General features: G+C 68.7%; 19 protein-coding genes. 13 read left to right on the top strand and 6 right to left on the bottom strand.

The window, feature by feature from the left end; translation table 11 throughout:
• Window positions 1-9 precede the first annotated feature (9 nt).
• Complete coding sequence (locus ACYQPG_RS19950; protein WP_461231572.1) at window positions 10-702, top strand: hypothetical protein; 693 nt, start codon at window positions 10-12, stop codon at window positions 700-702.
• A gap of 3 nt (window positions 703-705) precedes the next feature.
• On the opposite strand, the gene ACYQPG_RS19945 is transcribed toward ACYQPG_RS19950, so the two are convergent.
• Genes ACYQPG_RS19945 through ACYQPG_RS19935 form a run of 3 tightly spaced genes read right to left on the bottom strand, consistent with a single transcriptional unit; the run spans window position 706 to window position 3775 of the window.
• Window positions 706-1056 carry a hypothetical protein gene (locus ACYQPG_RS19945; protein ID WP_147830653.1) on the bottom strand — a complete coding sequence of 117 codons (351 nt, stop codon included), beginning with the start codon at window positions 1054-1056 and terminating at the stop codon, window positions 706-708.
• A gap of 54 nt (window positions 1057-1110) precedes the next feature.
• Window positions 1111-1614 carry a hypothetical protein gene (locus tag ACYQPG_RS19940; protein ID WP_056186785.1) on the bottom strand — a complete coding sequence of 168 codons (504 nt, stop codon included), beginning with the start codon at window positions 1612-1614 and terminating at the stop codon, window positions 1111-1113.
• A gap of 10 nt (window positions 1615-1624) precedes the next feature.
• Window positions 1625-3775 carry a M48 family metalloprotease gene (locus tag ACYQPG_RS19935; RefSeq protein ID WP_147940053.1) on the bottom strand — a complete coding sequence of 717 codons (2151 nt, stop codon included), beginning with the start codon at window positions 3773-3775 and terminating at the stop codon, window positions 1625-1627.
• 136 nt (window positions 3776-3911) lie between these two features.
• Here ACYQPG_RS19935 and ACYQPG_RS19930 point away from each other — a divergent pair, with 136 nt between their 5' ends.
• Window positions 3912-4115, top strand: a complete 204-nt coding sequence (locus ACYQPG_RS19930) for a helix-turn-helix domain-containing protein (protein WP_461232484.1) — start codon at window positions 3912-3914, stop codon at window positions 4113-4115.
• A gap of 261 nt (window positions 4116-4376) precedes the next feature.
• Here the strand turns inward: ACYQPG_RS19930 and pdxR are convergent, their stop codons facing one another.
• Window positions 4377-5858, bottom strand: coding sequence for a MocR-like pyridoxine biosynthesis transcription factor PdxR (gene pdxR / locus ACYQPG_RS19925; RefSeq protein ID WP_461231571.1), 1482 nt, complete (start codon window positions 5856-5858; stop codon window positions 4377-4379).
• Window positions 5859-5948: 90 nt separating this feature from the next.
• Between pdxR and ACYQPG_RS19920 the strand changes: the two genes are divergently transcribed.
• The 3 genes from ACYQPG_RS19920 (at window position 5949) to ACYQPG_RS19910 (ending at window position 8398) form a co-directional block, all read left to right on the top strand.
• Window positions 5949-6866, top strand: coding sequence for a DMT family transporter (locus tag ACYQPG_RS19920; RefSeq protein WP_461231570.1), 918 nt, complete (start codon window positions 5949-5951; stop codon window positions 6864-6866).
• Between the two features lie 84 nt (window positions 6867-6950).
• On the top strand, window positions 6951-7619 hold the full coding sequence (locus ACYQPG_RS19915; RefSeq protein WP_461231569.1) for a GNAT family N-acetyltransferase: 669 nt from the start codon (window positions 6951-6953) through the stop codon (window positions 7617-7619).
• Window positions 7520-8398, top strand: coding sequence for an isocitrate lyase/PEP mutase family protein (locus ACYQPG_RS19910; protein WP_210248943.1), 879 nt, complete (start codon window positions 7520-7522; stop codon window positions 8396-8398). The genes ACYQPG_RS19915 and ACYQPG_RS19910 overlap by 100 nt, the downstream gene beginning before the upstream one ends.
• Window positions 8399-8569: 171 nt before the next feature.
• Here the strand turns inward: ACYQPG_RS19910 and ACYQPG_RS19905 are convergent, their stop codons facing one another.
• On the bottom strand, window positions 8570-9472 hold the full coding sequence (locus ACYQPG_RS19905) for an SDR family oxidoreductase (protein ID WP_419828625.1): 903 nt from the start codon (window positions 9470-9472) through the stop codon (window positions 8570-8572).
• A gap of 98 nt (window positions 9473-9570) precedes the next feature.
• On the opposite strand from ACYQPG_RS19905, the gene ACYQPG_RS19900 reads away from it, so the two are divergent.
• Window positions 9571-10434 carry a helix-turn-helix transcriptional regulator gene (locus ACYQPG_RS19900; protein WP_147940058.1) on the top strand — a complete coding sequence of 288 codons (864 nt, stop codon included), beginning with the start codon at window positions 9571-9573 and terminating at the stop codon, window positions 10432-10434.
• A gap of 210 nt (window positions 10435-10644) precedes the next feature.
• Here the strand turns inward: ACYQPG_RS19900 and ACYQPG_RS19895 are convergent, their stop codons facing one another.
• On the bottom strand, window positions 10645-11055 hold the full coding sequence (locus ACYQPG_RS19895) for a Cif family virulence factor (protein ID WP_461231568.1): 411 nt from the start codon (window positions 11053-11055) through the stop codon (window positions 10645-10647).
• Window positions 11056-11785: 730 nt separating this feature from the next.
• Between ACYQPG_RS19895 and ACYQPG_RS19890 the strand changes: the two genes are divergently transcribed.
• The 7 genes from ACYQPG_RS19890 (at window position 11786) to argC (ending at window position 17426) form a co-directional block, all read left to right on the top strand.
• Complete coding sequence (locus tag ACYQPG_RS19890) at window positions 11786-13246, top strand: helix-turn-helix transcriptional regulator (protein WP_419828623.1); 1461 nt, start codon at window positions 11786-11788, stop codon at window positions 13244-13246.
• A 259-nt stretch (window positions 13247-13505) separates the two neighbouring features.
• Window positions 13506-13871: a CsbD family protein gene (locus tag ACYQPG_RS19885; protein WP_147908978.1), complete on the top strand. Its 366-nt coding sequence runs from the start codon at window positions 13506-13508 to the stop codon at window positions 13869-13871.
• A 46-nt stretch (window positions 13872-13917) separates the two neighbouring features.
• Window positions 13918-14886, top strand: a complete 969-nt coding sequence (locus ACYQPG_RS19880) for a PhnA-like protein (RefSeq protein ID WP_461231567.1) — start codon at window positions 13918-13920, stop codon at window positions 14884-14886.
• A gap of 87 nt (window positions 14887-14973) precedes the next feature.
• The gene (locus ACYQPG_RS19875) at window positions 14974-15177 is read left to right on the top strand and encodes a CsbD family protein (RefSeq protein WP_147957821.1); all 204 of its coding nucleotides are present in this window, start codon (window positions 14974-14976) and stop codon (window positions 15175-15177) included.
• A gap of 73 nt (window positions 15178-15250) precedes the next feature.
• Window positions 15251-15634 (top strand): CsbD family protein, encoded by a 384-nt coding sequence (locus ACYQPG_RS19870; RefSeq protein ID WP_461231566.1) that lies wholly within the window; start codon window positions 15251-15253, stop codon window positions 15632-15634.
• A 206-nt stretch (window positions 15635-15840) separates the two neighbouring features.
• Window positions 15841-16338 carry a YidB family protein gene (locus ACYQPG_RS19865; RefSeq protein WP_147908162.1) on the top strand — a complete coding sequence of 166 codons (498 nt, stop codon included), beginning with the start codon at window positions 15841-15843 and terminating at the stop codon, window positions 16336-16338.
• 137 nt (window positions 16339-16475) lie between these two features.
• Window positions 16476-17426, top strand: a complete 951-nt coding sequence (gene argC, locus ACYQPG_RS19860) for an N-acetyl-gamma-glutamyl-phosphate reductase (RefSeq protein ID WP_147908163.1) — start codon at window positions 16476-16478, stop codon at window positions 17424-17426.
• The last annotated feature ends 30 nt before the right edge of the window (window positions 17427-17456 follow it).

Genomic DNA, 17456 nt, shown 5'->3' with positions numbered 1-17456 from the left:
CGTCCCGCCATGATTGCCCCTCGGTCCGACGGGACGCGAAGGGCGGCCCTCATCGTCGGCGGCTGCGGTGTCGTCGTGTTCGGCTGGGCCCTCGTCGCCTACGCGCCGGCCCCGGGGATCGCCGCGGCCGTCGTCGCGGTGCCGGCGTTCGCCCGCGCGGCGAAGCGCCGGGTCGCGGCCTTCCTGGCCCTGGCGGTCTTCTCTGCTGCCGTGATCTGGGCGGCGTTCGGAACGACGACGGGCTACTTCGTACTGAACCGATCGCGGCTCGACGCCGTGGTGGCGGAGATCGCGGCCATGCCCACCCTGGTGTCCTTCGAACGCGGGCGGGACGATCCTCCGGCGGAGGCGGAGCGAACGGCGTGGTGGGAGAGCACCCGCCTCGTCAACGGCCAGCGCGTCACCCCGTACCGCCCGCAAGACGCGCGCGACACGGACAGCCTGCGGGAGATCGACGTCCTGCGGGAACTCGGGGTTCCCTACGACCGCTACCGCGCCATCTGCGACGCCCTCGAACGCCTCGGGCTCGCGGGGTTCACCCGCGGTCCCGGCGGCGAGATCGGCCTGGACGAACCGATCCCGGGGGGCACGCCCTGGGGCACGTCGTTCGTGTACCGGCCGGACGACGTGTTTCCGGCCGCCTCCGGGGCCGAGAGCGACCGCCGCCTCGCGCCGAACTGGTTTTTCGTGTCGCGGGGCTGAGATTTACCGAACAACGCCGCCGGGTTCTTGGAGGGAAGGGCGGGCGCGCGAGGCCTCCGCCGTGGTGATGGTGCCGGTCCCGAGCAGGGCCGCGAACACGAGCATCGGCACGGCCCAGACCTGCATCGGCAGCCCCCAAAAGGCGTGGTCGCGCCCGGCCGGCCCGAAGGTCGTGCCGTGGTTCCAGCGCCATCCGAGACCGAGGACGGCGAGCGCCGCGAGACTCATGGTGAGGCAGACCGCCCTGTCAACTTCCGGCCCGTCGACCTGCCGCAGGACGATCAGGGGCAGGAACATCGCCAGCGCCACGAAGAGGACGACCCAGTAGCCGCGCCCGGTCCAGAAGACGATCATGTGCTGGTCCTTATCCCTCGTGTTTCGGAGCGATCCGCCCGGGCCGCGACCGCGTTAGCCCATCGCGCCGGCGCGCCGGTTGCGCACCATCGCGGCGAGGGCCGCGACGATGATGACCGCCAGCGCCCCGGCGATGACTAGAAGCGTGACGGTGCGGTTCCACAGGCGGTCGAGGGCGAGATCGGTGGTGACGAGGTCGGGCCGGGCCGGATCAGCCAGCACCCGGACGCTGTAATCGCCCACGTGCATGCCCGTGAACACGGTATTGATCCGGCGCACCACCGTGCCCGTCGGCGTGGGCAGGGTGAGGGTCATGTCGCAGAGATGGAGCACGATCTTGGCGCTGCACTTGCCGTCGCTCACCCGCGCGGCGGCGACGGGGCGCGCCGTGTCCCGGATTTGCCAATCCGAGATCACGGGCGGGGCCGTGTAGACGGCGCATGCGACGAGGAGGGCCGCTAGCGCCACGAGGCCGAATAGGGTCCAGAAGATGTTGCCCCAGCCCTGGCGGGGCGGCGGCAGGCGCAGGGGCTCGGGGCGGTCGGCGGCGGTGTTCATGCTCGGAACCTCACGGGATCAAGGGAGTCTGGGAGGATTCGGAGGCCGCCGCGGTCTCGGCCAGGACACGGCGCGCCTGCGCCGCCTGCCGGTAGCGGCCGATGAGGCCGGCGAAGTCCTGTACAGACATCCGGTACGGCAGGCCCGCCGTGATGGTGACTATACGCCGGCCCGCATCGAGCTTCACCTTGCGGCCGCCCGGCACCCGTTGCGGGAACGGCGCCTCCGGCGGCAGCAGGAGGCGGGTGACGACGCCGTTCTGCCGGGTCGTCATGTCGAGGTCGGCGATGCTGTCCCAGGAGATCGGCCGGTCGAGGCCGGGCACCGCCACGGAATTGGGGCTCAGGATCATCGTCGTGCGCTCGCCCCGCCACAGCCGGAAACCGCCAATGCCGCCGAGGACCGCCCCGCAGGCCAGCGCCACCCCCATAACGGCCCCCGCCTGGCTGGCGGACAGGCCGGGCAGGCCGGCGGCGAGCCACAGGAGGGCGACCCCGATGAAGAAGCCGCCGGCGACCAGGAGGGCGATGGCCCCCGGGCGGGTGCTTTCGCGCAGCACCCGTGCCTCGGTGCCGATCTCCGCCACCGTCGCCTCCAGGTGCGCGCGGAACGCCGCGTCGCGGGTCCGCACCGCGTCGAGGAAGTCGTGCGTCGCCGCGCGGCAGAGGCCGGTGGGGTCGGCGAAGTAGGCGGCGAGCTGGCCGAGCGCGTGCGGGGGTGGCACCGCGGCCGCGGCGGCCAGGAGTTCGGTATCGAGGGTCCGTCCCAAAGCTGCCACGCGCTCGCGGGTCGGCGGATGGGTGTCGGTGGGGTGGGCCTGCTCCGCCTCGAGATGCGTCGCCGGATCGTCGAGGCCGCGCGCGATGGCGTGGTCGAGGCTCGCCGCCACGAGGTCGGCCGGGGCGGACCCGGGCGCTTCGGCGGCGGCGTCCAAGGTCTCGGCGATGCGGGGGGCCACGGCCCCGGTGCGCAGGAGCGCCCGCGCGGCGGCGTCGACGGAGACCGGGCCGGCGCCCGCCGCGTCGGCAGCGAACTCGCGGGTCCGGCTCCAGTGGCGCACGGCGAGGTGGAAGTTCTCCATGACGAAGACGCCGAGGCGCAGGGACGGACCGAGCAGCCCGAAGGACCCGGCATGTCCCTCCGCCACCGCGTCGAGGGAGCGCCCGACGCCGGCGTAGATGGGAAGGAATCGCTGACTGTAGACGGTGTCGCCCCCGGCGTAGTGGGCGAGTTCGTGGCCGATGATCGCCGCCACCTCGTCGCCCCGCAGGAGGGCAAGGTAGGGCAGCGGCAGGTAGAGGATCCGGCCCGTCAGCGGCGCGCCGCCGGGCTCGACCACGGCAGGACCGGCGCTGACGAAGAAGCCGCCCGTGAGGCCGACCACCACGGCCTCGGGCTTCAACGCCCCGAGCCGGTCACCCAGCCCCTCGATCAGCCGCCACAGGCCCGGCGCCTCGGCGGGCGAGACGACCCGGCCGAAGATCGACAGGGGGTCGGGCTCGAAGGCGGAGAGCGCACGGCGCAGGCCGAGCACTGTGGCGCCCGCCGCGACCAGGACCGCCCCGATGGCGACGACGGCCACGAACAGCATCTTGATCTCGCTGCCGCCCAGCCCGGGCCGTGCCAGCAACCCGGCCTCGAAGACCACGGCGGCGACGAAGCCCGCCGTGGTAAAGAGCACTTGGAGGGCGAGCACCGGCGGCAGCAGGCGGCGCATCCACGAGAAACCGGCCACCAGCGCGTCGCGCGAGGCCCGCCCCAGCCCCCCGAGAGCGGCGCCGGCGAGGAGCACGAGGATCGACAGTAGTGCGGCGCCCCCCCCGGCCGCGACGACCACGGGCGGGAGCAGGCGGCGCCAGTCCATGACCGTCGTCAGGGTCGCGACCTCGTCCCGGGCCGCCCGGGCCTGAACCAGGGCAAGTGGACCGCCATAACCCTTGCCGTTGCGGCGGAACTGCATCCGGAAATCGGGGCGCCCGTCCGGCGGCGCCCGCGCCTCCAGATCCGCGACGATCCGGGTCAGGTGCTCCCGCTCGGCGACGAGGTCGGCCCAATCGGCGCCGGCCCGCTCCTGCTCCCACAGGCCGAGGAGCAGGATGCCCAGGGGCAGGAGGACGGTGGCGGCGATCAGGTGCGTGACGGAACGCAAGCGCAAGGGCATGCGCGAATTAGCTACGTCAGGGATACCCGCCTCCTCAGATGCGTTCGGAGCCAGAACGGGTCACTCAGAATTCGTTCGCCGGACGCTCGTCCACTGGAATCGGGATGAGGCTGTCGTGCTTGCGGCACGAGATCCTATCGACCTTGCGGCTCTCACCCTTGATCAGGTCCATGGCGCCAGTCTTTCGATTGACCAGGAAATAGCTACTGACATCGGCAGCGTCTGCGAGGTGGTGAGTCGCATTCTGGCGCAATGGGCAGAGGCTGGTCTGGTCGAGCTACGTCGTGGCGCGGTCGAGATCATTGACAGAGGCAGCTTGGCCTCTGCCGGTAGACGGTGACTGCTGCACTCCAATGGTTCGGTGTCCGCTTCGGGGCAGAAGGTCAAGGTCCGTTACCCATCCCGAGCCGAGTTTGCCGGACGGCCGACGAATGGCCGCTTTCGGGAAGCGCTGATGGTGATCCTAATGACTGTGTTGGGTCGGGACCCGTCCGTCTGCTCTACGGCCGGGGTGGGTGGAAGGCAGAACGGCTGCTCGGGAGTGGATGAGGCTCTAAGCGGAAGCTGCCTACATCAGCTCGCACAGGCTATCCTGAACGAGCTACAGCGGAGGCAGCACGAATAGGGTAGCGAGTCGCCTGACTGCGTCGCGCAATTGCTCGGGCAGAAAACCGCCGAAGCCGAGCATCAGTCCCGGACGTCCGGGTAGCTCGGCGTACATCGGCGAGATCGGACGCATCACCAAACCGATGGCCTGCGCCCGGGCAGCAACCTGCACATCGTCCGCCCCTTCCGGCAGCCACAGCACGATGTGCATGCCCTGGTCACTCGGCTGAATGGACCAGCCCTCCGGCAGGGCCGGCGTGAGCGCTTCCAGCAGCACGGCCCGGCGCTCGGCATAGAGGCCGCGGATGCGCCGGACATGGGCCTCGAATGAACCGTCCTGCATGTAGGCGGCCAGCAGGTGCTGATCAGCGGTGGGGGAGTGTCGGTCGAGCATCGCTCGGGCACCGGCGAACGCCTCGACCAGCGGACTCGGCGCGATGACGTAGCCAAGCCGCAGCGAAGGAAACAGCACCTTGCTGAAGGTGCCGAGGTAGATGACCCGCGCTGGGCTGAGCCCCTGGATGGCCGGGAAGGGATGCCCCGCGTAGCGCAGCTCGCTGTCGTAATCGTCCTCCACGATCCAAGCCTGATTACGCTCGGCCCACGCGACGAGGGCTTGGCGCCGGGCCATGCTCATCGGCATCCCGACCGGATATTGATGAGAGGGGGTGACGAAGGCGGCGCGGGCCGTCGCGCAGATTGATAGGCCGCGTTGCACGTCGAGGCCTTGCTCATCCACGGGCAGGTGGTGCGTGAGGACGCCGAGGTCTTCCAACACGGCCCGCAAGCCCGGATAGGCCGGGTCCTCCGCCCAGACCGCATCGGCGCGCGACAGCAGCACCCGACCGGCCATGTAGAGGCCCTGCTGGGTGCCGGACGTGACGATGACGTTCTCCATTCCGCACCGAACCGCGCGTGCGCGGCGTACGTGATCGGCGATTGCCGCTCGCAACGCGGGTAGTCCGTACGGATCGGCGTAGCCCGCCGGTGCGGAGCGACTGGAAGCCCGGACACGATTGCCGAGCTTTCGCCACGTGTCGTCGGGGGCAATGCCGGCCGCCGGCACGGCGACCGCGAAGGGAACCTGGGGCTGTGACGCGACGGCACGGGCGAAGGCGGCCAGTCGTTCCGCCGCAGGCGGCAAGACCATTTCATAGGATATCAGATGTAGGCTCGACTCTGGCGGCGTGACCAGCGGCTCGTCGCTGAGCGTCGACGCGACACGGGTACCCGCACCGACGCGCGCGTCGAGGTAGCCTTCCGCCCTGAGCTGGTCGAACGCCTCGACCACCAACCCTCTGGCAACCCCAAGGGAGGCAGCCAGCGTGCGGGTCGATGGAAGCCGCTCTCCTGGCTTCAGTTCGCCACTCGCCACGGCATCACGCAGGCGCTGCGCGATCTGGCGGCCGAGGTGGCCGTCGCGCCGCTCGAAGGCTCTCAGGGAGGGGATCACAATGATCGTTCGCTGCTTCGGCATCCAAGTGGACTAGCCGAAAACACCGATAATGGCACTCTACGCTAAACCATTTTGAGACGAAGGTAAGGTGCTCTCAGGGACCCTCTAGGCATGACGTCCAGCTCCGCCACCACCGTTCTTGGACGCCGACCGTCTCCGGCCTCTGCTCGCTCGACGCTTGGTCTCTTCGCCTTCGTGGTGGTGGCCTGGAGCCTCAACTGGGTTGTCATCAAGGTTGCCGTTCGGGAGATCACGCCACTCTGGGCCGTTGCCATCCGTACCGTTCTGGCTACCCTGGTCCTGTTTCCGGCGCTTTTGGCCACGGGGCATCTCGTTCGTCCGCCCCGTGCTGACCTCCCCGTCGTGCTCGTCATTGCCTTGTTCCACATGGTCGCCTTCGCGGCGCTCATGACGGTGGGCATGACATTCGTTCCAGCGAGCCGCGCCATCGTGCTGGGTTACACGACGCCGCTCTGGGTGGCGCCCGCTGCGTTCCTGTTCCTTGGGGAGCGCATCACGACGCGTCAGGCGATTGGCATCGCCATCGGGCTTTTTGGACTGCTTCTCCTCCTAGGACCGCGTGGTCTGGATTGGGGAAGCCCAGCGGCTCTCTACGGCAATGGCCTTCTGCTTCTGGCCGCACTCTCTTGGTCCGTCAGCCTCGTTTATACGCGCGGCCACCGCTGGACGGCGACGCCGCTTCAACTCATGCCCTGGCAGTGCCTGCTGGCTAGCTCGGTTCTCGTCGGGCTCGCACTTCTGGTCGACGGTGCGCCATCCCCGCGGATGAGCGCCTCCGTCCTCATCGCACTTGCCTATAACGGCGTGATTGGGACGGCACTCGGCTTTTGGGCAATGACTGTCGTGAGCCGCCGCCTGCCGGCAGCCAAGGCTTCTCTTGGCCTCTTGGCGACGCCCGTTCTCGGGATCGGCCTATCCGCCGTCTTCCTCGGTGAAGGGCTCGACCCGGTTCTCGTCCTCTCTGCGTTCGCGATTCTGGCCGGCGTCGCTCTCGGGATTGCCTTCTGAGTGGCAAGACCGTTCGGACACTGCTGAACGGATCAGGCTTGCCTTATCCAATACTCCCTCATCTCAGATGGATTACTGAAAGCTATGGATCGACAGAACTGGATCGGCGTCCCGAAGCCCGGATCTTGCGTGCTGGAAGGGCGTTACGCGCGCCTCGAGCCGCTGAGCCCCGCGCGACACGGTCCGACGCTCCTTCACTCGGCGCTCCGACCGGGCGCCGAGGATCGCTTCCGCTATCTCTTCGATGAACCACCGGTGGATGAGCCCAGCTTTGCCGCTTGGCTTGAGACAGCATCGACGTCGCACGATCCACTGTTCTTCGCCGTGATCGACCAAGCGACGGGACGGGCCGAAGGGCGCCAAGCCCTGATGCGCATAGATCCGACCCACGGCGTCATCGAGATCGGCAACATTCTCTGGGGACCGGCCATCGCAAGGACACGGGTGGCGACGGAAGCGCTCTCCCTCTTCGCCGCCTACGCGTTCGAGACACTCGGTTACCGACGGTTCGAATGGAAATGCGACAGCCGGAACGCACCATCGCGGAACGCGGCGGCTCGGTTCGGTTTCACCTTCGAGGGCATCTTCCGCCAGCACATGATGGTGAAGGGTGAGAGCCGGGACACGGCCTGGTTCTCGATCATCAGCCCTGAATGGCCCAGGATCTCGGCCGCGTTGACCGCCTGGCTCGCGCCCTCGAACTTCGACGAGGCTGGCCAGCAGCGGCGTCGGCTGGACGATGTCAGGGCCTGATGACGATGGATCAACCGATGACCACCACGGTGGAGAAGCGGAAGGCCTTTTGCAGCCTTCACGAGAGCGGCTTCTTCCTTCTGCCCAATGCCTGGGACCGCGGCAGCGCCGTTCGACTCGCCAAGCTCGGCTTCAAGGCCCTCGCCTCAACGAGCGCGGGTGCGGCATGGGCCGCCGGCCGGCAGGATGGGGAACTCGGTCTGGAGGCCATCCTCGATCACCTGAGGATGCTCGTTGCCAGCACCCCTCTACCGGTCAACGCCGATTTCGAGAACGGCTTCGCCGACCGTCCGGAGGATGTCGCGCGGAACGTCGCCCTGGCGGTCGACACGGGCGTGGCCGCCCTGTCGATCGAGGATTGGTCCGGAACCGCGATGTACGAGACGGCTCACGCCGTCGAACGGATCGCGGCCGCGCGCAGGGCTATCGACGCCATCGATCCCACGGTGATGCTCGTCGGTCGCAACGAAAACTTCCGTGTCGCCGGCATGTCGGTGACTGCCAGCATCGCGCGCGTCGTCGCCTATGCGGAGGCCGGCGCCGACTGCCTCTTCGTGCCCTTCATCCTCGATCAAGGTGCCGTCGCGGAACTCGTCGCGGCGGTCGCTCCAAAGCCCGTCAACGTCGTCGTGCACCAGTACGACGCGGGCATCCGGGCGTTCGCCGAATGCGGGGTCCGTCGCTGCAGCGTGGGTGGAAGCCTTGCCCGAAAGACCTGGGCGGCCTTCGATGACGCTGCAGAGGCCCTCAAGAGTTACGAAGCAGGCGATGGGTGCTGACAAACGAGCAGGTTGGAGCGTCTGCTTTCGAGCGACGGCCGAATCCCTGGCTACGTCGTAGTTGGGTCGAAACCCGTCCGTCCGCTCTATGTTGAGGTCAGATTGGTTTGCGACATTCCGCGGTCAACAAATGAGAGCGTCGAAGCTCGTTCACTAGCGTCGACCAACATCTCAAGACGAGGCACGGGAGTAGTCCATCCGCTCAAGGTCGGCCAGCAGGCTCGGTCCGGTCGGACGCCAGCCGAGCTGAGCCTGCGTCCAGACACTGGACGCTGACATGTCGTGGCCGGCGAACATGCCGAGCCACCCGAAGTGTCCGGCTACCTCCTCCGACGAGATGGCAGATACCGGCACCTTAAGGCCGCGGCCGATGACCTCCGCGATGTCGCGGGTGCTGACACCCTCCTCGGCGACCGCGTGGTAACGGGACCCCGCATCCGCCTTTTCCACTGCAAGACGATAGAGGCGCGCAACGTCGAGGACGGGACCCGCCGCCCAGCGGTTCGCTCCGCCTCCGGCATAAGCTGATACGCCTTTGACGCGCGCGAGATCGACCAGGTAGGTCACGAGCCCCTGCTTGACCGTGTCGTGGACCTGCGGGAGGCGCATCACCGAGACGTTCACCCCCTCGTCCAAGAGCTTCGCCGCCGCGAGTTCCGAGGCCACACGGGGGTTCGGATACTCGGCATTGAAAACGTCCTCGCGCGCCAGCTGCCCCGGGGCCGAGCAACCGAAGCCGACCCCGGACGTGATCAGGAGGGGACGGTCGGACCCCTTGAGCGCCGAGCCCAGGGCCTCGATGGCGCGCCGATCCTTCTCGCAGTTGGCGACGAAGTTCGAGAAGTCGTCGTGGTCGAAGGCGGTGTGAATGACCCCGTCGGCTTGGACGGCGCCGCGACGGAGGCTGTCGACGTCCTCTAGGTTGCCGAGGAACGGTTCGGCTCCGGCTTCGGTAAGGGCCCGTGCCCCGGCCTCCGACCGTGTCATCCCGAGGACCCGATGGCCCGCGGAGAGGAGTTCGGGGACGATGGCCGAGCCGATGAAGCCGGTGGCGCCGGTGAGGAAGATGAGCATGGGAAGCGGTCCGTTGGGTTCAGACGCCAACTATCCGCTGACTGTTGATCCCGTTAAAGTAGTGACCGTATCCCGGTATAGCGACTAACAGGATCGCCATGCTTGCCAGCACTGAAACCTCGCTCGGAGCATACCTGCGGGATCGGCGCACCAGGCTCGATCCTGCCGCGCTAGGGTTCTCGGGCCGCCGGCGCACGCCCGGCCTGCGCCGGGAAGAGGTCGCCCAGCGCTCGAACATCAGCGCCACCTGGTACACGTGGCTGGAGCAGGGACGTGGCGGAGCGCCCTCGGCTGACGTCCTGAACCGCATCGCGGTCGGGTTGATGCTGACTGAACCCGAGCGCGAGCACGTGTTCATGCTCGCCCTCGGGCGTCCTCCCGAGGTCCGCTACACGCCGAAGGAAGGGATCACCCCGCGCCTGCAGCGGTTGCTCGACACGCTTGAGGTCAGCCCCGCGCTGATCAAGACGGCGACCTGGGATGTAGTCGCCTGGAACCGCGCCGCGGCCGTCGTACTGACCGACTGGGACACGGTCCCTCCCGGCGAGCGCAACATTCTGCGCCGCATGTTCGGCGACCCGCGTGTGCGAGCGGCGCAGCATGATTGGCATAGCGTCGCTCGCTATGTCGTAGGCGCGTTCCGGGCGGACGCAGTGCGGGCGGGTGCCGCATCCGAGGTCAACGAACTGGCGGAGGAACTCAGTCGCACCAGCCCGGAGTTCGCAGCCCTGTGGCAGGAGAACGACGTCCGGGCGCACACGGACGGGGTCAAGCGGCTCCGGCATCCGATCCTGGGCTCCATCGAGCTGGAATTCTCGGCCTTCTCCGTGGACGGCCGTCCAGATCTGGGCATGATCGTCTACAACCCTGTCACGCAAAACGTTCGGGAAGGCATCGGCGCGCTCCTTTGCGGGGCCCACGACAGGATCGAGACCGAAAGTCCCCTTACGGAGCCCCTCTAGCAGCATATGGGTTGGTAGCAGCCCGCGACCTACTGCTCTGCTCAACGTCCGGCCTGGGTGGATTGCTGCCCGTGCGCTTTCGGGTGGAAATTGGTAGAAGCAGACAAAGCTGTCCCGCCCGCTCGCGACCCTTCAGAGCCATTCGCAGTGCCCGCTTCTTGGCGATGCACCTGCGTGAACTACCTGTGCGGAGTGCTTGACATTCGAGGGTTAGAGTTGCGCCCCTCGTGCGGCCCATGCCGCCATCTCACCATCGGCAATCGTCAACGATACCCGCCAACGGTCGCTGCGGCGCAGAATATAGACATGCTCCCATTCTGCGATGAGTGCTTCTCCTTCGCCCTGCATCCGGTAAGCCATCCGAGCCTCAGCGACATTCGGGAAGAGTTCGACCGCCGACAGCAGTTCGCCCACAGGCTGAACGACCCCTTGCTTGCGATAGAAGTCTAGCAGCGTCACGCAATGGTCGCGGAACGCCTCCCTCGGCATCGCAAAGTTGCCGGTCGGAGACGGGAACAGTCCAACCGGCTCCCAGAGATCGCTCAACGCATCGGCGTCGCGGCGAACGAACGCACTGACGTAGCTGTCGAAGAACGCTGCGATCTCATTCTGAAAGGTCATGGTCGTCCTATTCGGTGTTTCGGCTTACGCGATCTACCAGGACGCACCAGCCACCGCGAGGCGGATATCCGCTACCTAGCAAACGGCCAAAGTCCGCTCTCCACCCCGAGCCGAAGTTGCCGGGCTGACGAACGACCGCTTTTGAGAAGCGGCAACAGCGGTCCCGGTGGCTGGATTGGGTCGAGCCTGTGTGAAAACGAAAGCGCTTGCCGAAATTGTAGAACAATCCTCTACGCTGCAGACAAGCGGCCCCGCTGCAGGGCGGTTCTGACGCGATTTAGGCCTAAATTTCGGCGCTGCCCAGGTTGTTCTCGGGAAGATCCTTCTGCCCCTTTGTCGTTTTCACACATCCTCGGTCGAAAGCAGCCGTACAATGCTCCAACGAATTGGGTTCACACCACAGGAGATCCGTCGCCTTCGGGAAACGGGCTCCACGAGGTCGGTTCGTCGCCCTCGCCCAAGACCGGGACCAACCCTCTCCTGACTGCGTCCGCGAGGGCCGCCTCGTGCGGAGCCGGCGACGTTTCGGGGCCTCCGGCAGGGCCTTGATCGCCCTCTGAACATTGCAGAACCTTGGCCGTCCGCGCGGAGTCACACCACGACGCCCGATTACAATCCTAAGTAAAATATACCAGCAATCCGATTGCGCACAAGGGAACAACCGGGTGCGCCGCCTGTTACCCGCCGCCGATCCAGTCCGGGTCGCATCAGGCAAGGCAGCTGAACCACCGTGACCGCGGGCGTCGACAGACACGAGCTGAGGCAGATCATCGCCGGCCTGACCGAGGGCGTCATCCTGGTCGAGCCGGATCAGACGATCACCTGGGCCAACGACGCCGCCCTGGCGATGCACGGCGCCGGCAGCCTGGAGGAGCTGGGCGAGACCGTTGACGCCTACCGCGACCGGTTCTCCGTCCGCTACCGCAACAACCGGCCGCCCGAGTCCTACCCGATCGAGAGGGTGGTGCGGGGCGAGACGTTCCACGACGTCATCGTCGAGGTGGTGCGGTCCGATAAGCCGGACGTCGCCTTCGTCCATTCCCTGCGCAGCCTGGTCGCCACCGACCGGGCCGGGCAACCGAGCTGCCTCGCGCTGATCCTCCAGAACGTCACGCCGCAATTCGAGGCCGAGGAGCGGTTCGAGAAGACCTTCAACGCCAATCCGGCGCCGGCCGTGATCACCCGGCTGTCCGACCTGCGCCACGTCAAGGTCAATGCCGGCTTCCTGGAGATGACCGGCCACACCCGCGACCAAGTGATCGGGCGCAGCGTCTACGAGGTCGACGTGCTGGCCGACGCCAAGCAGCGCGAGCTGGCGGTGACGCGGCTCAATGCGGGCGCGACCATCCCGCAGATGGAGGCCTGCCTGCGGCTGCCGGATGGCGGCACCCGCTTCGTCATCGTGGCCGGCCAGCCGATGGAGATGGGCGACGAGCCGTGCATGCTCTTCACCTTCGCGGATCTGGAGCTGCGCAAGAAGGCCGAGACCTCCCTGCGCCAGAGCGAGTCCCGCTTCGCCACCGCGTTCCGGATGACCCCGGTGCCGACCCTCCTCGCCCGGGCCGACGGATTCGCCATCACGGCCGTCAACGAGGCCTTCCCGCGGATTTTCGGCTACGGCCTGGACAAGACCGTGGGCCGCTCCGCCGCGGAACTGGGCCTGTGGATCTCGGACAGCGCCCGGACGAAGTTCGAGGCCACGGTCCGGCGCACCGGCTACGTGCTCGGCCTCGAGACCTGCATGCGGCACGAGGACGGGACCGAGATCGACTGCCTGGTGTCGGCCGAGCGGGTGGTGATCGGCGAGGACGACTACGTCCTGGCGGTGCTCCAGGACATCACCGAGCGCAAGCGCTCCGAGCGCGACCTGTTCACCGCGATCGAGACCGTGATGGCCGACACCTCGTGGTTCAGCCGCGGCCTGATCGAGAAGCTCGCGGGCCTGCGCCATCCCGGCCGCGACAGCACCGACGAGGGCGTCCAGAGCCTCACGGTCCGGGAACGCCAGATCCTCGGGCTGGTCTGCGCCGGCCTCTCCGACGAGGCGATCGCCAAGCGTCTGAACCTGTCGCGCAACACCGTGCGCAACCACGCCGCCGCCCTCTACCGCAAGCTCGGGGTCCACAAACGCACCGAGGTGATCGTCTGGGGCCGGGACAATGGCTTCACCACGCGGGAAGCTAGTACATAAGTTCGAGCAAATCGGTATAATTATACCATTGAACCAGCGATATCAGATCCCACTCTAGTATCGCCAGGATCAACAATGGGTTTGACCATCGAAACCCATCCCACGCTGACCGGCGCCGCGGAGATCCCCGCCGGCGGCCAGGCTCAGCACTCTTCGCAGACGTCCGACGCGAAACCCGGGATCCCGCGCAACGCGTAGGCCGGGTCGAGCGGCGCACGACCACCAAGCCACCCGCCGACCCCCAGACAGGAGAGACACCATGGTTGATACGGATCGCGTGACGGGCGCCGCCAAGGCGTTCGTCGGCAAGGCGCAGGGCGCCGTCGGCGACCTCACCGGCTCGAAGAGCGACTCGGTCGAGGGGCGCTTCCGCGAGGCACAGGGCTCCGCCGAGAACCTCTACGGCCAGGCCAAGGACACGGTCCGGCAGGCGGCCGACCAGGCCGCCGACTACGCCGACGAGGCCGGCCACTACGCCGAGGACGCCTACGAGCATGCCGGCGACTACGCCCGCCGGGGCAGCCGCGCCGTGGCCCGGCAGGTCGAGGAAAGCCCGATCGTCGCGCTGCTGATCGCCGGAGCGGTCGGGTACGGCCTCGCCCTGCTGATGCACACCCGCCGCTGAGGCCGGGCCGCGCATCCGGGGCGACCCCGATACGACGACCAAGACGATGACGACCAAGACGACGACCAAGACGACGACGACCAGGAGTTACCCAGTGGCCGCTTCCCCCAACCTCTCGACCACACCGCTCGCCCATGCGAGCGACTCGCGAACCGTCCTGCTCCACCAAGTGTCCTGGGGCGCGATCTTCGCAGGCGCCACCACGGCCCTGGTCGCCCAGGTCATCTTCAACATGCTCGGCGTCGGCATCGGGCTGTCCAGCGTCGGCATGAACGCCGCCGACAACCCGGCCGCCTCGACCCTGTCGATGAGCGCCGGCATCTGGTTCGTCGCCTCCGGCATCGTCGCCTCGCTGATCGGCGGCCTCCTGGCCGGTCGGCTCTCGGGCAAGCCCGTGGCCGGCGCCGCCGGCCTGCACGGTCTGGTGTCCTGGGCGGTGACCACCCTGGTGGTGCTGTACCTGCTGACCTCGGCGGTCGGCGGCATCGTCGGCGGCGCGTTCAGCGGCGTGACCAGCACCCTGGGGGGGGCCGGCTCGCTCGTCGGCGGCACCGTGCAGACGGCCGCCCAGGCCGCCGCGCCGTCGCTGTCCAAGATCACGAACCCGCTCGACGGGATCGAGAGCACGGTCCGCCAGCAGGCCGCCGGCCAGGACCCGCAGGCCGCCCGTGACGCCGCCGTCGCCGCCGTGAAGGCGCTGTTCACCGGCGATCCGAGCCAGAAGGCCCAGGCCGAGGCCCGCGCGGCCGACGCCCTGGCCAAGGCCCAGAACATCCCGGTCGACCAGGCCAAGCAGCAGATCCAGGACTACGAGAAGCAGTACGACCAGGCGGTCGCCACCGCCAAGCAGAAGGCCGAGGCGGCGGCCGTCGCGGCCAAGTCCGCCGCCACGCAGGGCGCCTTCTACGCCGCCCTGGCGCTGATCCTCGGCGCGCTGGCCGCCTTCTTCGGCGGTCGCCTCGGCGCCCCGAAGGCCGAGACCCTGGTCGGCGCCTACGACGCCCGCCGCGCCTGATCCCCCCTCGGTCCCCGCCCTCGCGGCGGGGACCTCGCCCGACCGGCACGAGCCGGCCACCCGCAGCACCCCGCAAAGAGACCTTCGATGAGCAGCACCACCGACAAGATCAAGGGCCTGGCCAACGAGGCCGTCGGCAACGTCAAGCAGGCCGCCGGCAACGTCACCGGCAACGACAAGCTCGTGGCCGAGGGCAAGGCCCAGGAGCTCAAGGGCGAAGCGCAGAAGACCGTCGGCGACGCCAAGGACGGCGCCAAGAACCTCGCCGACAAGATCACCGGCAAGCATTGACGCAAGCGCTGCCGAAAGCGCGGGGGCGGCCACCCGGCCGCTTCCGCCCCAGGGACCGAGACAGGAGCCTCACATGAACCGGGACGGGTTTCGCGGCGCCACGCGCCACCTCAAGGGCCGCGCCAACACCGCGCTCGGCGGCCTGACCGGCGATCCGGCCCGCCAAGTCCGCGGTGCGGTCGATCAGGTCGCCGGCGGGGCGCAATACGCCTACGGCCGCGCCCGGGAGCGCACCGACGATCTCGTGGAAGAAGGCACCGAGCTCGCCCACGAAGCCCGCCGGCGGGGCGAACGGCTCCTCGACGACGGCAGCCGCTACGCCCGGGAGGCCCGGCAGCGTGGCACCCGCTTCGGCCGCGACGCCCTCGGCTACGCGGACGACCACCGCAGCAGCACCCTTCTCGCCGTCGCCGTCGTCGCCTTCGGCGTCGGCTGGCTCACCCGCTCCCCCCGCTGAACCGTCACGGAGACCCACGATGATCCGCAAGCTCCTCACCATCTTCGTTCTGCCGAAGCTGATCGCCTATGTCGGCCGCCGCTTCGCCGGCCGGTCCGCCGCGCCGACCCGCCGCCCCCGCTGAGATCCGCATCGCGGGGCCCGGCATCCGCCGACCGGGGCCCGCGCTTCCACGACGATGGGCGGCTACACGAGAGGACACGCCAATGAGCAAGGGTTACCCCTCGATGACCGCGCTGCTGGGCCTACTGGCCGTGGCCGGCTACCAGAACCGCGACAAGCTCGCCGAGCTGCTGAAGGGCCACGACCACGGGACCAGCCCGGCGCAGGTTCCGTCCGTGCCGAAATCGGCCCCGACAGGAACCGGGACCGCGACCGGCGGGCTCGAGAATTTCTCCGGCCTCTCGGGCCTTCTGGGCGGCGCCGGGACCGCCGGCGTCGGCGGCCTGATCGCTAGCGGGCTCAGCGAGCTCGTCGACCACTTCACCAAGGGCGGTCACGGCGAGGCCGCCACCTCGTGGATCAACCACGGCGCCAATCGCGACCTCCCCGAGGCCGACCTCGAGCGCGCCATCGGTCCCGAGACCCTCGACCACCTGACCCGTCAGACCGGCCTGAGCCGGGCGGCGCTCCTGGCGCGCCTGTCCCGGGAGCTGCCCTCGGCGATCGACCGCTATTCGCCCGACGGCCGCCTGCCGACCTGAGGCCGGAACACCACGCGCCCGCATCGTCCCGGCCGCCGCGCCGGAGCCGATGCGGGCGCCGCCGTTGACAGGCGTGCGCGCAATGGTCACCTCCAGGACCTGACGGCCAGGCGTGATTCTGGCCTGAGAGGCGGATCATGGCGAGCGAAGCAGCGACGCGGCCCATCGTGTTCATCGATGGCGAGGCCGGCACGACCGGTCTCGGCATCCGCGAGCGCCTGGAGCGCGACGGCCGCGTGACCCTGCGCAGCATCGCGCCCGAGCACCGGAAGGATCCGGAGGCGAAGCGCGCGCTGCTCGCCGAGGTCGATCTCGCCGTCCTGTGCCTGCCGGACGACGCCGCCAGGGAGACGGTGGCGCTGGCCGACGGCCTGCCCGGGGGCGGCCCGCGCATCCTCGACGCCAGCACCGCCCACCGGGTCGCCCCCGGCTGGACCTACGGCTTCCCGGAGATGACCCGGGAGCAGGACGCCGCCGTGGCCCGCGCCCGGCGCGTGGCCAATCCCGGCTGCTACCCCACGGGCGGGATCGCGCTCCTGCGTCCCCTGGTCGAGGCCGGCCTGATCCCGGCGGATATCCCGCTCAGCGTCAACGCGGTCAGCGGCTACAGCGGCGGCGGCAAGGGCATGATCGAGGAGTACGAGCGGGGCGGCGCGGCGCCGTTCCTGCTCTACGGCCTCGGCTTCGCCCACAAGCACGTGCCGGAGCTGCAGCGCTACAGCGGGCTCACCCGGCGGCCGATCTTCGTGCCGTCGGTGGGCAATTTCCGCCAGGGCATGCTGGTAAGCGTGCCGCTCCACCTCGACGCGCTGCCGGGCAAGCCCGCTTCCGGCGACCTCGAGGCGGCCCTGCGCGACTGGTACGCCGGCCAGCCGCTGGTGCAGGTGGTGACCGGCGCCGAGACCGGCCAGCACCGCGAGAAGATCACCCCCGAGGATCTGAACGACACCGACCGACTCGAGCTGCGGGTGTTCGGCTCCTCCGAGCACGGTCAGGCGGTGCTGGTGGCGCGCCTCGACAACCTCGGCAAGGGCGCCTCCGGGGCGGCGGTGCAGAATCTCGGGCTGATGCTCGGGCTCGACGCCTGATTTTTCGCCGATCCCGGGAATACCCGGGAC

The sequence above is a fragment of the Methylobacterium sp. CM6246 genome, from assembly GCF_054818005.1.
This window is presented reverse-complemented; position numbering and strand designations above follow the sequence as displayed.

Bases quoted from the DNA above. Each gene is read 5' to 3' on its own strand.
- ACYQPG_RS19905 (WP_419828625.1), bottom strand. From the start codon at position 9,472: ATGCTCATCTTCCTCACCGGCGCCACCGGCTTCATCGGCTCGGCCATC.
- ACYQPG_RS19865 (WP_147908162.1), top strand. From the start codon at position 15,841: ATGAGCAAGGGTTACCCCTCGATGACCGCGCTGCTGGGCCTACTGGCC.
- ACYQPG_RS19895 (WP_461231568.1), bottom strand. From the start codon at position 11,055: ATGACCTTTCAGAATGAGATCGCAGCGTTCTTCGACAGCTACGTCAGT.
- ACYQPG_RS19910 (WP_210248943.1), top strand. From the start codon at position 7,520: ATGGCCCAGGATCTCGGCCGCGTTGACCGCCTGGCTCGCGCCCTCGAA.
- ACYQPG_RS19950 (WP_461231572.1), top strand. From the start codon at position 10: ATGATTGCCCCTCGGTCCGACGGGACGCGAAGGGCGGCCCTCATCGTC.
- ACYQPG_RS19915 (WP_461231569.1), top strand. From the start codon at position 6,951: ATGGATCGACAGAACTGGATCGGCGTCCCGAAGCCCGGATCTTGCGTG.
- argC (WP_147908163.1), top strand. From the start codon at position 16,476: ATGGCGAGCGAAGCAGCGACGCGGCCCATCGTGTTCATCGATGGCGAG.
- ACYQPG_RS19945 (WP_147830653.1), bottom strand. From the start codon at position 1,056: ATGATCGTCTTCTGGACCGGGCGCGGCTACTGGGTCGTCCTCTTCGTG.
- ACYQPG_RS19935 (WP_147940053.1), bottom strand. From the start codon at position 3,775: ATGCCCTTGCGCTTGCGTTCCGTCACGCACCTGATCGCCGCCACCGTC.
- ACYQPG_RS19900 (WP_147940058.1), top strand. From the start codon at position 9,571: ATGCTTGCCAGCACTGAAACCTCGCTCGGAGCATACCTGCGGGATCGG.
- pdxR (WP_461231571.1), bottom strand. From the start codon at position 5,858: ATGCCGAAGCAGCGAACGATCATTGTGATCCCCTCCCTGAGAGCCTTC.
- ACYQPG_RS19920 (WP_461231570.1), top strand. From the start codon at position 5,949: ATGACGTCCAGCTCCGCCACCACCGTTCTTGGACGCCGACCGTCTCCG.
- ACYQPG_RS19940 (WP_056186785.1), bottom strand. From the start codon at position 1,614: ATGAACACCGCCGCCGACCGCCCCGAGCCCCTGCGCCTGCCGCCGCCC.
- ACYQPG_RS19870 (WP_461231566.1), top strand. From the start codon at position 15,251: ATGAACCGGGACGGGTTTCGCGGCGCCACGCGCCACCTCAAGGGCCGC.
- ACYQPG_RS19875 (WP_147957821.1), top strand. From the start codon at position 14,974: ATGAGCAGCACCACCGACAAGATCAAGGGCCTGGCCAACGAGGCCGTC.
- ACYQPG_RS19880 (WP_461231567.1), top strand. From the start codon at position 13,918: ATGACGACCAAGACGACGACCAAGACGACGACGACCAGGAGTTACCCA.
- ACYQPG_RS19885 (WP_147908978.1), top strand. From the start codon at position 13,506: ATGGTTGATACGGATCGCGTGACGGGCGCCGCCAAGGCGTTCGTCGGC.